We start from the raw sequence: 13434 nt of genomic DNA, 5'->3' as shown, positions 1-13434 counted from the left end.
CCCGCCAGAATGGGCTATTCGGCCGGAGGCGTTTCAAAGGCGGGACGGGATAGCTTCTCGACATGGTCCCGGACATCAACCGGCCAGGCGTCGATCCGTTGCCGGAAGACCTCCGCATCGCCGGCGAACAGGGCGCGGCTGGCGTCCTCGTAGAGCGGCAGGTCGCCGGCCATTGCGGTCATGAAACGAAGCGTCGTCTCCCGGGCGCGACGGATCCGCTCCCCGCCCTCGGAGGCGCGTCGCGCTTCGTCCACCAGCCGGCGCAGCGTCACCGACGCGCCGCCGGGCTGGCCGTTCAGCCACTCCCAATGCCGCGGCAGCAGCGTCACCTCGCGCGACACCACGCCGAGCTTCGGGCGCCCCGGTCCGCGCGACGGCGGCGCGTCTTCCGCCGGTTCCTTGCTGGCTTCCTCCGCCGGCGCCGGCTGCAGCCGCGCCAGCACGTCCTGCGCCGTGCCGCGGAAATCGACCTCGATCGGCCGGCTCGTCTCGTCGTCGAAGAGCAGCACGGGATCGCCGCCGCGTTCGAGCGCCTCCTTGCTCTTCAGCGCCACCTCCGGCAGCACGCCGGAGGCAATCCGCGTCAGGCCCTGGAAGGCCGTGCAGTAGATGGTTTTCGCAACGCCCATGGCCGCATCTCCTCAATCAAGATGCGCAAATTACCCGGATAAAACAAGATCGTCAATATTACCCGGGTATTTTAGACCAAGCGCTCAGCCCGTCTGGAAGGCCAGGCGCTCGGCCCGCTGGCGCTCGACCTCGCGCCGCTTGGTGACGATCGAGGCGATAATGACGCCGGTCGTGACGATGCCGATCAGGATCGTGCAGATGGCGTTGATCTCCGGCGTCACGCCGAGGCGCACTTGGCTGTAGATCTTCATCGGCAGTGTCGTGGCGCCCGGACCGGTGGTGAAGCTCGAGATCACGAGGTCGTCCAACGACAGCGTGAAGGCGAGCATCCAGCCCGCCACCACGGCCGGCAGGATCAGCGGCAGCGTGATGGTGAAGAAGGTGCGGAGCGGCGGGCAGCCGAGATCGAGCGCCGCCTCCTCGAGGCTGCGGTCGAAGCTGACCAGGCGCGACTGCACCACCACGGCGACGAAGCACATGGAGAAGGTGATGTGGGCCAACGTCAGCGTCCAGAAGCCGCGCGCGAAGCCGATGGCGACGAACAGCAGCAGCATGGCGAGGCCGGTGATGACCTCGGGCATGACGAGCGGCGCGAATACCATGCCGGAGAACAGTGTGCCGCCCGGGAAGCGCCCGTAGCGCACGAGGGCGATCGCCGCCATCGTCCCGAGTATGGTGGCGAAGGTCGCCGACAGCAGCGCCACGCGGATCGTCACCCAGGCCGCGTCGAGCAGGCCCTGGTTGCTGAGCAGCGCGACATACCAGTGCGTCGAGAACCCGCCCCACACCGTCACCAACTTCGAGGCGTTGAACGAATAGATCACGAGCAGCACGATCGGCAGGTAGAGGAACGCGAAGCCGAGCGTGATCGCGGTGATGTTGAACCAGGACGGACCGCGTCTCATCGTCCACCTCCAATGGCGGCCGGACGACCGGCCTGAAGCGGGAGCAGCCGCATAGCCTATTCCGTCACTTTCTTCTGCGCGTTCTGGAACAGCATGATCGGCACCACCAGGATCGCCAAGAGCACGACGGCGACGGCGGACGAAACCGGCCAGTCTCGGTTCGAGAAGAACTCGGCCCAGAGCGTCTTGCCGATCATCAGCGTATCGGAACCGCCGAGTAAGTCCGGGATGACGAACTCGCCGACCGCCGGGATGAACACGAGGAAGCAGCCGGCGACGACGCCGGGCAGCGACAGCGGGAAGGTGATCTTCCAGAACGCCTGGATCGGCGGGCAGCCGAGATCGGCCGCCGCCTCGAGCAGCGTCTCGTCGAGCTTCTCCAGTGTCGCATAGAGCGGCAGGATCATGAACGGCAGGTACGAGTAGACGATGCCGATATAGACGGCGAGCGTCGACGGCATGATGTTGAGCGGCTGGTCGATGACGCCGAGCCAGAGCAGCAGCTGGTTCAGCAACCCCTCCGGCTTCAGGATGCCCATCCACGCATAGACGCGGATCAGGAACGAGGTCCAGAAGGGCAGGATCACCAGCATCAAGAGCGTCGGTCGCCATTCGCGCTTGGCGCGCGCCATGCCATAGGCGATCGGATAGCCGACAAGGAGGATCAGGAACGTCGAGATCAGCGCGATCTGCAGGCTCGACAGATAGGATTTCCAGTAAAGCGCGTCCTCCGTCAGGAAAACGTAGTTGTCGAAGCTGAACTCCTGGAACTGCTCCCACAACGCACCGAGACCGGAGGTGAAATCCAGCACCGGCGTATAGGGGGGCATGGCGATCGCGGTGGTCGAGACCGAGATCTTCAGCACGATCAGGAACGGTGCCAGGAACAGCAGGATCAGCCAGAGATAGGGCACCGCCACGACCAGCCACCGGAGCCAGCCTGCGTGCCCCGGCGTCACCGGATCCGTCGTCATCGCCATGGCGTCACCTCGTCAGCACGACGCCGCCGTCACGCGACCAGGTCAGCCAGACCTTGTCGTCCCACGTGATCGGCCGCTCGACGAGGCGTGTGGTATTGGTGATCGTCGCCTTGACCGTCGCGCCGGTGGAGAGGCGGACGTGATAGATCGAGACGTCGCCAAGATAGGCGATGTCCCAGACCTCGCCGGTGACGGCGTTGACGTTCGGATCGGCGGGCGGGGTCAGCGAGATCGCGACCTTCTCCGGCCGCACCGCGAACCAGGCCGTATCGCCGACCTTGGCGCCGCCGTCCTGGGTCACCTGCACCTTGGCGCCGGTGCCGGTGCAGTCTAGCGTCGTGATGCCGCCCTCGATCGCGCTGATCGTGCCCTCGATCAGGTTGATCTCGCCGATGAAGTCGGCGACGTAGCGCGAATTCGGCTGCTCGTAGATCTCGGCAGGCGTCGCGATCTGCACGATCTTGCCGTGGTCCATGACGGCGATGCGGTCGGCGACCGTCATCGCCTCTTCCTGGTCGTGCGTGACGATGACAAAGGTCATGCCGAGCTTGACCTGGAGGTCGATCAGCTCGAACTGGGTTTCCTCGCGCAGCTTCTTGTCGAGCGCGCCGAGCGGCTCGTCGAGCAGCAGCACCTTGGGCTTCTTGGCCAGCGAGCGGGCCAGCGCGACGCGCTGCCGCTGGCCGCCCGACAGCTGGTGCGGCTTGCGCTTGGCGAATTTCTCGAGCTTCACCAGCGCCAGCATCTCGTCGACGCGCGCCGCGATCTCGGGCTTCGGCATGCCGTCCTGCTTCAGGCCGAAGGCGATGTTGTCCCAGACATTCATGTGGGGGAACAGCGCGTAGGACTGGAACATCATGTTGGTCGGCCGCCGGTAGGGCGGCACGCCGACGAGGTCCTGCCCGTCGAGGCGGACCTGGCCGCTGGTCGGCTCCTCGAAGCCGGCGATCATCCGCATCAGCGTGGTCTTGCCGCAGCCGGACGGACCGAGCAGCGCGAAGAACTCGCGCTCGTAGATGTTGAGCGAGAGATCGTCCACGGCCGTGAAGTCGCCGAACGTCTTGGTGACGTTCTGAAACTGGATGAAGGGCTTGGCCGTGGGGTCGTTCCAGGGCGCGAAAGCGCGCCTGATGGGCCCCAGCGACTTGCCCGCCGTTAGCGACTTACCTGCCATGAGGCCTCTACCCCCGGATTCGATACCCATCGTGAAAGGGCCCGGTACAAGACCGGGCCCCTTTTGTCTACTGGATCACGTGCCGCTCTTGATCTTGGTCCAGAGCCGGGTGACGACACGCTGGACCTTGGGGTCGTTCGGCGTCGTCGTGTAGAGCTTCTTCATCACCGCATCGTCCGGGTAGATCGTCTTGTCATCGAGGATCTCCTTGTCGATGAAGGCCTTCGAATCCTTGTTTCCGTTGGCATAGGAAACGTAGTTCGTCGCCTTGGCGATGACTTCGGGCCGCTGGATGTAGTTGATGAAGGCGTGCGCGGCTTCCGGGTTCGGCGCGTCCTTCGGGATGGCCATCGAATCCATCCAGAGCAGCGCGCCTTCCTTCGGGATCGCATAGGCGACCTCGACATTGTTGCCGGCTTCCGCGGCGCGGTCGCGCGCCTGGATGACGTCGCCCGAATAGCCGAAGGCCAGGCAGATATCGCCATTGGCGAGCGCCTGGATGAACTCCGACGAATGGAACTTGCGGATATAGGGGCGGATCGACATCAGCAGCTCGCCCGCCTTCTCGATCTCGGCCGGATCCTTCGAATCCGGCGGCAGGCCGAGATAGCTGAGCGCGGCCGGGATCACGTCATCCGGCGAATCCAGCATGTAGACGCCGCAATCCTTGAACTTGGAGACGACTTCCGGCTTGAAGAACATGTCCATGGAGTCGACCGGCGCGTCCGGCATGATCTCCTTGATCTTCGCGACGTTGTAGCCGGTGCCGGTGGTGCCCCACATGTAGTTCACGGCATATTCGTTGCCAGGATCGTAGGTGGCGAGCCGGGTCGTGATCTCGTCCCACATGTGCGAGAGATTCGGGATCTTCGACTTGTCGAGCTTCTGGAACACGCCGACTTCGATCATGCGCATCAGGTTGCGATCGGTCGGAACGACGATGTCGTAGCCCGAGCCGCCGGCCAGCATCTTCGTCTCGAGGATCTCCATCGAGTCGTAGACGTCGTAGACGACCTTGATGCCGGTTTCCTTGGTGAAGTCCTCGATGATCGACGTATCGATATAGTCGGACCAGTTGAAGATGCGGACTTCCTTGTCGGCGGCGACTGCGCCGCTGGCGGCTCCGACCATCAGCACCGCGGCGAGCGCGCCGCGGAAGGCATTCTTGACCATTACGTTCCCCTCTGTGAGGCCCTGCCCAGCCGGGCGCACAAGACCCCTGACCCATTCCAAGTTTCAGACGTTAGAAGGGATTTCCTGCTACCTCAACCGATTATAGCGCCCGTCCGCAAGGACCTGACGCCGCACGCGACGAGGGCAAGTTGACTTCGCTCCGGCGCTGGCGACACTCCGGGGAAAGAGGCGTTACAGTCGAGGAGAGATCGTGGGTAAACGGAAGAAGGGCGCCAAGGTTGTGGACGGCAACGTCCGCGGCGTCAAAACGCTGGACGAGGCGCGCGACTGGCTCAAGGCGCGCGGCATCGAGGACATCGAATGCGTCGTCCCCGACCAGGCCGGCGTCGCCCGTGGCAAGATGATGCCCGTGCAGAAATTCCTCGCCGGGCCGACCATGTCGATGCCGGGCTCGATCCTGACCCAGACGATCACCGGCGACTATCCCGACGACGACGACCGCTTCCAGAGCGACGCCGCCGACCAGGACGTCATGTTCGAACCGGACCTGTCGACGCTCTGCGTCGTGCCCTGGGAAACCGACCCGACGGCGCAGGTGATCCACGACGCCTATCACCGCGACGGCCGCTCGGTCGAGACCGCGCCGCGCCAGGTGCTGCGCCGGATCGTCGAGCTCTACGCCCATCAGGGCTGGCAGCCGGTGGTCGCGCCTGAGCTCGAATTCTACCTCGTCAAGCCGAACACCGATCCCGACTACCAGCTCGAGCCGCCGACCGGGCGCTCTGGCCGACCCGAGGCGGCGCGCCAGTCCTATTCGATCGCCGCGATCAACGAGTTCGACGACCTGTTCGACGACATCTACGATTTCTCCGAGCAGCAGGGCCTGGAGATCGACACGCTCATCCACGAGGAGGGCGCGGCGCAGATGGAGATCAACCTGCTGCACGGCGACCCGCTGGCGCTCGCGGACCAGGTCTTCCTGTTCAAGCGCACGATCCGCGAGGCGGCGCTCCGGCACGACATGTACGCCACCTTCATGGCGAAGCCTATGTCGCGCGAGCCTGGCTCGGCCATGCACATCCACCAGTCCGTCATCGACGTGACGACCGGGCAGAACATCTTCTCCGACGAGGACGGCAACCCGACCTCGAAGTTCTTCGCCTTCATCGGCGGCTCGCAGAAATACCTGCCGGCCGTGCTCTGCATGCTGGCGCCCTATGTGAATTCCTATCGCCGCCTGGTGCGCTCGTCCTCCGCGCCGGTGAACACGCAATGGGGCTACGACAACCGCACCGTGGGCCTGCGCGTGCCGAATTCCGGCCCCGCAGGGCGACGGCTGGAAAACCGCCTGCCCTCCTCCGACGCCAACCCCTATCTCGCCATCGCCGCGTCGCTTGCCTGCGGCTATCTCGGCCTGATGGAAGGGCTGAAGGTCGGCGACCCGGTCACCGGCTCGGCCAACTCCGACGAGATCGACCTGCCACGCGGCCTGCTCGAGGCGGTGGCGCTGTTCGAGGAGCAGGAAGAGCTGGCGGAGATCTTCGGCGAACGCTTCGTCGCGACCTATGGCGCGATCAAGCGGGCCGAATACGAGACCTTCATGCAGGTGATCAGCCCCTGGGAACGCGAGTTCCTGCTGCTGAACGTCTGAGCGCGTTCCCGCGCATCGGTTGCCGGTTCGCGCCAACGGAGCGTGACCGAACATGATATGGCGCGCCGGATCCTCCGACGCGCCATCCAAGATCCAGCAACCGGGGCCGCCTGACGGCCCAGCCTATGGCGATGCACGCATGAACCGACCCCACGCGCCCTCCTGGTACGCCGCGACCGCCGACCAGACGCTCGCCTTCGCGCCGCTGGACGGCGACACGCGCGCCGACATCGCCATCATCGGCGGCGGCTATACCGGGCTGTCGGCGGCGCTGCACCTCGCCGAGGCCGGCCTCGACGTCGTGCTGATCGAGGCGGAAAAGGTCGGCTGGGGTGCGTCGGGACGCAATGGCGGCCAGCTCCACACCGGCCAGCGCCGCGACCAGGAATGGCTGGAGAAGCGCCTCGGCCTGCCGGCAGCCCATCGCCTCTGGAACCTCGCCGAGGAGGCGAAGGCGCTCGTCCACCAGCTGATCGACAAGCACGGCATCGACGCCGAATGGCGGCCGGGCCTCGTCGAGGCGGTGCACAAGGCACGCCTCGTCGACGAAGAGCGGCACTATGTCGAGAAGCTGAACCGCGACTACGGCTATGCCGCGGCCGAATGGATCGGACCCGAGAAGCTGGCCCCGATGATCGGCACCGACGCCTATTACGGCGGCCGGATCGACCGCACGGCCGGCCACCTGCATCCCCTCAAATTCGCGCAAGGCCTGGCCAGGGCCGCGGCGAAAGCCGGCGCCCGCATCCACGAGCAGACGGCAGCGAAGAAGCTGGTCGAGGGCGGCGGCGCGCCCGTCATCGAGACGCTGCGCGGCCGGATCACGGCCGAGATCGTCATCCTCGCCGGCAACGGCCTGCTCGACGGCATCGACCAGGAGACCGAGACCCGGGCGATGCCGATCAAGAACTACATCCTGACGACGGCGCCGATCGGCGCCGGCCAGCCGGGCGGGCTGATCCCCGGCGGCGAGGCGGTCTCGGATTCGCGCTTCGTCGTCTACTACTGGCGCCCGACCCCGGACGGCCGCATCCTGTTCGGTGGCGGCGAGACCTATACGCGCTCGGACCCGGCCGACATCGCCGCCTTCGTCCGCCACCACCTGACCAAGATCTACCCGGCGCTCGGCGGTGCGCGCATCGACCATGCCTGGGGCGGCACACTCGCCGTCACCGTCAACCGCCTGCCCTTCCTGCGCAAGGTGCGCTCCGGCGTCTATGCCGCGTCCGGCTATTCCGGCCAGGGCGTCGCGCTCGCGCCGTTCGGCGGAAAGATCCTGGCCGAGGCGATCCTCGGCGACCCGGCGAAGCTCGACGCCTTCGCCGCCCTTCCCTGCCCGCGCTTCCCCGGCGGCAAGCTGCTGCGCTGGCCAGCACTCGTCGCCGGCATGAGCTGGTACGCTCTGCGCGACCGCCTCTAGCGGCCGGCACCCGGGCGACGCAGCGTCCCGCTCGACTGATAGCGCTAGCAATCGGCGACTATCTGTCGCAGCGCCTGTTGAGCGCGCGGCATCGATGTGCCACTCTCGCACCAGACCGCAGCGGCCAGGGGCCAGGAGGCAACCCTCCGGCCGGGACGCATGCGCGCCGCTCCTAGGCGGCGGAACGGCAGCCATAGCCGTGGTCGCGGAACGCATTGATCCAATGGGAGGGATTCAATTGTTCAGGAAACTCGCGGTACTTGTAGCCGGCGCGATGCTAGCGCTAGCAGTGCCTGCGGTTGCGCAGGCCAAGACGTTCTACTGGATTTCGCACGGCACCTCGGCCGACCCGGTCTGGACCTATTTCCTCGCCGGCGCGCAGCAATGGGCGAAGGACACGGGCAACACCGTGAACACCTCGTTCCACCAGGGCAACGTCGCCTCGCACCAGGAAGCGGTGCGCGCCGCCATCGCCGCCAAGGCCGACGGCATCGTCACGACCAGCCCCGATCCGGGCAGCCTGGTCGAGGTGGCCAAGGAAGCGAACGCGGCGAAGATTCCGATCATCAACTTCAACACGCCTGACCCGTCGGCCAGCTTCGACGCCTATGTCGGCGGCGACAACGTCGTGTTCGGCCGCGCCTGGGCGCAGTACCTCGTCGACAAGGGCCTGGTGAAGAAGGGCGATTTCGTCTGGATGCCGGTCGAGATTCCGGGCGCCACCTATGGCGTGCAGGAAGAGGAAGGCATCAAGAGCGTGTTCGGTCCGCTCGGCATCAACTATGAGGTCACCGAAGCGACGCTCGACCAGGCCGAGGTGATCACCCGCATGGTCGATTACCTCACCGCCAACCGCTCCAAGGTCAACGCGATCATCGGTCTCGGCGACCTCGTCACCGGCTCGATCAAGCGCGTCTTCGACCAGGTCGGCGTCAAGCCGGGCGAAATCCCGGTCGTCGGCTGGGGCAACTCGCTCGACACCACCCAGGAAGTGCTGAACGGCTACGTCAACGCCGCGCAGTGGCAGGACCCGCAGGCGACCAGCTATGTCGCCCTGTCGCTCGCCAACATGGCGGCGGGCGGCATTCCGCCGGGTTTCAACGTCATCACCGGCGCCCTCTACGAGAAGGACACCGCGCAGGTCTACGACAACATCCTGTCGGGCAAGTAATCCCGCCTGGAACGGCATCCGCGGCCCCGCCGCGGATGCCCCATCTCGACGGCCGCATGACCGCGTTGCGCGCGGCGGCGACCTGCCTGCCCTCATGACATCTCGGTCTGCCCCGTGGAAAACCGTTCCCTCATCCAGCGCTTCGTCTCGAAGCCGGAGTTCGGCCCGCTCGTCCTGCTGGTCGCGGAGATCGCCGTCTTCTGGTCGATCAACCCGGACTTCCTGTCGCCGCTCAACATCTCCAACACGCTGTCCTTCACCGTCGAGCTCGGCCTGATCGCTCTCGCCATGACGCTCCTGATGACGGCAGGCGAGTTCGACCTTTCGGTCGGCTCGGTCTTCGGTTTCGCGCCGGTGCTGATGTGGACGCTGTTCAACTCCGGCATCACCTCGCTCGAGGTCGCCTTCGTGATCGCGCTCGCCGTCGCGGCACTGATCGGGCTTGCCAACGGCCTGTTCGTGACGCGGATCAAGATCTCGTCCTTCCTCGTCACGCTCGGCATGCTGCTGGTCGTGCGCGGCGTCGCGCTGTTCATCTCCGACGGCTTCCCGCAGCGGACCTGGAGCGCGGGGCAGCACTGGCTCGCCCATGTGCTCGTCGGCGATTTCTATGTCGGCCCGTTCCGCATCTACATGTCGCTGTTCTGGTTCATCGGTTTCGCCCTGCTGCTCGGCTATGTGCTGACCCAAACCAAGGCCGGCAACTGGATCCAGGCGACCGGCGGCAATCCTGGCGCGGCGCGGGCGCGCGGCGTCAACGTCAACCGGACCAAGGTGCTGCTCTTCATGCTGTCGGCGACGATGGCGTCGTTCGCTGGCGTGATCAGCTCGATCCGCACCTCCGCCGCCAACCCGAACAGCGGCGCCGGCTACGAGCTCGAGGTCATCGCCATGGTGGTGATCGGCGGAACGGCGCTGATGGGCGGCCGCGGCACAATCATCGGCACCGTGCTCGGCGTGTTCATCCTGCGCGTCATGCGCAACGGCATCGTGCTGATCGGCGTGCCCGGCCTCGCCTACAACATCTTCATCGGCGCGATCATCCTCGGCATGATGACGCTGCACTCCATCCTCGAGCGCCGGCACCAGGCGGGGACCTGATCGATGACAGACCTCATCCGCATGGAGCATGTCTCCAAGGCCTACGGCAAGATCCAGGCGCTGAAGGACGTCGACTTCACCGTCCGCGAGAACGAGATCGTCGGCCTGCTCGGCGACAACGGCGCCGGCAAATCGACGCTGATCAAGGTGCTTTCCGGCGCCGTGCCCTCGACCAGCGGCGACATCTATGTGCGCGGCAAGAAGGTGAGCATCCGCTCGACCACCGACGCGATCGCCAACGGCATCGAGACGATCTACCAGGACTCGGCCCTGGTCACGCAGCTCTCGATCGCGCGCAACCTGTTCCTCGGCCGTGAGCCGGTGAAGGGACCGCGATTCCTGAACCGCCTCGACCACGCCGCCATGGACGCGGTCGCCCGCGACCTGTTGAAACGCGTCGGCATCAGCAAGAACATCCCGCCCTCGACGCCGGTCGGGTCGCTTTCCGGCGGCGAGCGCCAGGCGGTGGCGATCGCGCGCGCCATGTATTTCGAGAGTGACCTGATCATCCTCGACGAGCCGACCAACAATCTCGGCGTCGCGGAGACCCAGGGCGTGCTGCGCTTCGTGCGCAACGCCCGCAAGTCCGGCCATTCCTGCATCTTCATCGCCCACAACATCCACCACGTCTTCCAGGTGGTGGACCGGATCGTGGTGATGCGCGGTGGCCGCGTCGTCGCCGACGACATCAACCCGAAGGAAACGAGCGTCGAGGACGTCGAGCGCATCATCACCGGCATGACCGACGAGGAACTGGAGCAGGCGCTCGGCGTCAACAACCACTAAGCCGGGCGAGATCCGAGGTCGCGCTCCGGGGAGACCACTTCCCGGACCGATCTGCCAAACTCCACCATCATCCTGAGGTGCCCGGCGAAGCCGGGCCTCGAAGGAGGGTCCGGGAGGCTGATTTGATGCGACGACGGCACCGAGTCTGAGCTTTTCGGAGTTTCGCTGGATCCTCCTTCGAGGCTTCGCTTCGCGAAGCACCTCAGGATGATGGCCGTAGCGAGGTCAGGCTGCCAGCCAACCGATCAGGGTTTGGCGGTTCCGCGCGGGACCGCCCTCTCACCCCAGCCTTGCCACCGCCTCGGCCGCGAGCATGCGGACAAGGTCTCCGGCCGGCATCGGCCTCGCCAGCCGCGCCGCCTGGCCGGACCAGAGCGGCATGAAATCGCCGGAGCCCTGCGGCTCGGTCGCCGCCCGCAGCGGCGCGACGGCGCCGCCTGCGAGCGGAAAGGCGGGCGCGTCCGCCGAAAGCGGTCCGACGTCCCGCATCAGCCGATTGACGACGCCGCGCGCCGGTCGGCCGGTGAAAACGTTGGTGATCGCCGTCTCGTCGGCCGCCGTCCGATCGAGCGCGCGCCGATGCGGGGGCGCGACCTTCGCCTCGGGCGCGAAGAGGAAGGCCGTGCCGATCTGCACGGCCGAAGCGCCGAGCGCCAGCGCGGCGACGACGCCGCGCGCATCCGCGATGCCTCCCGCCGCAATCACCGGCACGCCGACCGCGTCCACCACCTGCGGCACCAGCGCGAAGGTGCCGACCTGGCTGGCGACGTCCTCCGTCAGGAACATGCCGCGATGGCCGCCCGCCTCGGCGCCCTGCGCGATGATCGCGTCGCAACCCTCCGCTTCCAGAAAGCGCGCCTCGGCCACCGTCGTCGCCGACGAGATCACCTTCGCCCCGGTTGCCCGGACCCGATCGAGCAGACGCCGGGCCGGCAGGCCGAAATGGAAGCTGACGATCTCGGGCCGAAGCGCCTCGACCACGGCCAGAAAGGCGTCGTTGAACGGTTCGCGGCTCGATGCGGAGAGCGGCATGTCGGGATCGAGGCCGAGGTCGCGATAGTATGGCGCAAGCCGCGCCCGCCAGGCGGCGTCGCGGGCCGGATCCGGCTGCGGCGGCCTGTGGCAGAAGAAGTTCAGGTTGAGCGGCTTCGCCGTCAGTGCGCGATACGCGGCGATATCGGCACGCGCCTGCTCGGGCGTGATCGTTGCCGAGGCGAGCGCCCCGAGGCCACCGGCTTCCGCTACCGCGCTCGCGAGCGCCGGCGTGCCGAAGCCAGCCATCGGGGCGAGCAGGATCGGGTTCTCGATCCCGAAAAGCTCGAGGATACGGCGATCGGGCCAATCGGACATGCGGTTCTCCTGGGCTGGGCGGCCGACCATAGCACCGGCGCCAACCCCGGCAACAAGTCCGAGGAAAGGTGCGTGATCGCGGCTGGCTAGCGCCATGACATGCGCTAACATCGCGTCACGCAAAGCGGGGGAGATTCAAATGACGCGCGTAGTGATCATCGGCGGAAGCGGCCATGTCGGCACCTATCTGGTGCCGCGGCTGGTCGAGGCCGGCTTCGAGGTTGTGAACGTGACGCGCGGCGAGCGCGCGCCCTACCAGCCGCATGCGGCCTGGACGGCGGTCGAGACGGTGATCGCCGACCGCGAAGCCGAGGACGCGGCCGGCACCTTCGGCCAGCGGATCGCCGCGCTGAAGCCCGACATCGTCATCGACATGATCTGCTTCACGCTGCCAAGCGCGCAACAACTCGTCGAGGCGCTGCGCGGCCGGGTCCGGCATTTCCTGCATACGGGCACGATCTGGGTGCATGGCCCCAGCGTCGCGGTGCCGACCCCCGAGACCGCCAAACGCCGTCCCTTCGGCGACTACGGCGTGCAGAAGGCGGCGATCGAGGCCTATCTGATGGCCGAGGCGCAGCGGAACGGCTTCCCGGCGACGATCGTCCATCCCGGCCACATCGTCGGGCGCGGCTGGGCGCCGCTCAACCCGGCCGGTCATTTCGATCCCGCCGTGTTCTCGGCGCTCGCGCGCGGCGAGGAACTGCTGTTGCCGAATTTCGGGCTGGAGACGGTGCATCACGTCCATGCCGACGACGTGGCGCAGATGTTCATGAAGGCGATCGCCAACTGGGGCGTGTCGGTCGGCGAGGCCTATCACACCGTCTCGCCGCAGGCCGTCACGCTGCGCGGTTATGCCGAGGCGGTCTCGTCGTGGTTCGGCCGCGAGGCGAAGCTCGCCTACCTGCCCTGGGAGGAATGGAAGCAGCGCCACAGCGCCGCGATCGTCGAGCAGACCTATGACCACATCGCGCACAGCCCGAGCTGCTCGATCGAGAAGGCGCAGCGCCATCTCGGCTATCAGCCGCGCTACAACTCGCTCGAAGGCGTCCGCGATGCTGTGGATTGGCTAATCAACGAGGGCGTCGTCACGCCCTGACCGCCCCGAGAGGACTCTCGCCGCATCGGTGCTTTG

At 66.5% G+C, this 13434-nt stretch carries 12 protein-coding genes; 6 read left to right on the top strand and 6 right to left on the bottom strand.

What is annotated here, in order from left to right; translation table 11 throughout:
- Positions 1–14: 14 nt before the first annotated feature.
- The 5 genes from G539_RS0106995 to G539_RS0106975 form a co-directional block, all read right to left on the bottom strand.
- Entirely contained in the window at positions 15–629 is a 615-nt protein-coding gene (locus G539_RS0106995; RefSeq protein ID WP_029074557.1) for a DUF2239 family protein, read from the bottom strand.
- 84 nt (positions 630–713) lie between these two features.
- Entirely contained in the window at positions 714–1535 is an 822-nt protein-coding gene (locus G539_RS0106990) for an ABC transporter permease (protein WP_029074556.1), read from the bottom strand.
- Positions 1536–1591: 56 nt separating this feature from the next.
- A complete protein-coding gene (locus G539_RS0106985) occupies positions 1592–2515 on the bottom strand; it encodes an ABC transporter permease subunit (RefSeq protein WP_029074555.1) in 924 nt (307 codons plus the stop codon).
- A 4-nt stretch (positions 2516–2519) separates the two neighbouring features.
- Positions 2520–3689, bottom strand: a complete 1170-nt coding sequence (locus G539_RS0106980) for an ABC transporter ATP-binding protein (protein WP_029074554.1) — start codon at positions 3687–3689, stop codon at positions 2520–2522.
- Positions 3690–3764: 75 nt separating this feature from the next.
- On the bottom strand, positions 3765–4820 hold the full coding sequence (locus G539_RS0106975; protein ID WP_281173890.1) for a polyamine ABC transporter substrate-binding protein: 1056 nt from the start codon (positions 4818–4820) through the stop codon (positions 3765–3767).
- Positions 4821–5073: 253 nt separating this feature from the next.
- Here G539_RS0106975 and G539_RS0106970 point away from each other — a divergent pair, with 253 nt between their 5' ends.
- The 5 genes from G539_RS0106970 to G539_RS0106950 all read left to right on the top strand — a co-directional run bounded on the left by G539_RS0106970 (position 5074) and on the right by G539_RS0106950 (position 10952).
- Positions 5074–6474 carry a glutamine synthetase family protein gene (locus G539_RS0106970; protein ID WP_029074552.1) on the top strand — a complete coding sequence of 467 codons (1401 nt, stop codon included), beginning with the start codon at positions 5074–5076 and terminating at the stop codon, positions 6472–6474.
- 139 nt (positions 6475–6613) lie between these two features.
- Positions 6614–7894: an NAD(P)/FAD-dependent oxidoreductase gene (locus G539_RS0106965; RefSeq protein WP_029074551.1), complete on the top strand. Its 1281-nt coding sequence runs from the start codon at positions 6614–6616 to the stop codon at positions 7892–7894.
- A gap of 274 nt (positions 7895–8168) precedes the next feature.
- Positions 8169–9065, top strand: a complete 897-nt coding sequence (locus G539_RS0106960; protein WP_425402342.1) for a substrate-binding domain-containing protein — start codon at positions 8169–8171, stop codon at positions 9063–9065.
- Positions 9066–9179: 114 nt separating this feature from the next.
- Positions 9180–10166: an ABC transporter permease gene (locus tag G539_RS0106955; RefSeq protein ID WP_029074549.1), complete on the top strand. Its 987-nt coding sequence runs from the start codon at positions 9180–9182 to the stop codon at positions 10164–10166.
- 3 nt (positions 10167–10169) lie between these two features.
- Positions 10170–10952: an ATP-binding cassette domain-containing protein gene (locus G539_RS0106950; protein ID WP_029074548.1), complete on the top strand. Its 783-nt coding sequence runs from the start codon at positions 10170–10172 to the stop codon at positions 10950–10952.
- A gap of 279 nt (positions 10953–11231) precedes the next feature.
- Here G539_RS0106950 and G539_RS0106945 read toward each other — a convergent pair whose 3' ends face one another.
- On the bottom strand, positions 11232–12302 hold the full coding sequence (locus G539_RS0106945; RefSeq protein ID WP_029074547.1) for an NAD(P)H-dependent flavin oxidoreductase: 1071 nt from the start codon (positions 12300–12302) through the stop codon (positions 11232–11234).
- 139 nt (positions 12303–12441) lie between these two features.
- On the opposite strand from G539_RS0106945, the gene G539_RS0106940 reads away from it, so the two are divergent.
- Entirely contained in the window at positions 12442–13398 is a 957-nt protein-coding gene (locus G539_RS0106940; RefSeq protein WP_029074546.1) for an NAD-dependent epimerase/dehydratase family protein, read from the top strand.
- The last annotated feature ends 36 nt before the right edge of the window (positions 13399–13434 follow it).

It is taken from the genome of Kaistia adipata DSM 17808, from assembly GCF_000423225.1.
Lineage (GTDB): Bacteria > Pseudomonadota > Alphaproteobacteria > Rhizobiales > Kaistiaceae > Kaistia > Kaistia adipata.
This window is presented reverse-complemented; position numbering and strand designations above follow the sequence as displayed.

Excerpts from the sequence above, each read along its gene's own strand:
- G539_RS0106945 (WP_029074547.1), bottom strand. The coding sequence starts at position 12,302 with ATGTCCGATTGGCCCGATCGCCGTATCCTCGAGCTTTTCGGGATCGAG.
- G539_RS0106960 (WP_425402342.1), top strand. The coding sequence starts at position 8,169 with ATGCTAGCGCTAGCAGTGCCTGCGGTTGCGCAGGCCAAGACGTTCTAC.
- G539_RS0106950 (WP_029074548.1), top strand. The coding sequence starts at position 10,170 with ATGACAGACCTCATCCGCATGGAGCATGTCTCCAAGGCCTACGGCAAG.
- G539_RS0106995 (WP_029074557.1), bottom strand. The coding sequence starts at position 629 with ATGGGCGTTGCGAAAACCATCTACTGCACGGCCTTCCAGGGCCTGACG.
- G539_RS0106980 (WP_029074554.1), bottom strand. The coding sequence starts at position 3,689 with ATGGCAGGTAAGTCGCTAACGGCGGGCAAGTCGCTGGGGCCCATCAGG.
- G539_RS0106990 (WP_029074556.1), bottom strand. The coding sequence starts at position 1,535 with ATGAGACGCGGTCCGTCCTGGTTCAACATCACCGCGATCACGCTCGGC.
- G539_RS0106940 (WP_029074546.1), top strand. The coding sequence starts at position 12,442 with ATGACGCGCGTAGTGATCATCGGCGGAAGCGGCCATGTCGGCACCTAT.
- G539_RS0106975 (WP_281173890.1), bottom strand. The coding sequence starts at position 4,820 with ATGGTCGGAGCCGCCAGCGGCGCAGTCGCCGCCGACAAGGAAGTCCGC.
- G539_RS0106985 (WP_029074555.1), bottom strand. The coding sequence starts at position 2,515 with ATGGCGATGACGACGGATCCGGTGACGCCGGGGCACGCAGGCTGGCTC.
- G539_RS0106965 (WP_029074551.1), top strand. The coding sequence starts at position 6,614 with ATGAACCGACCCCACGCGCCCTCCTGGTACGCCGCGACCGCCGACCAG.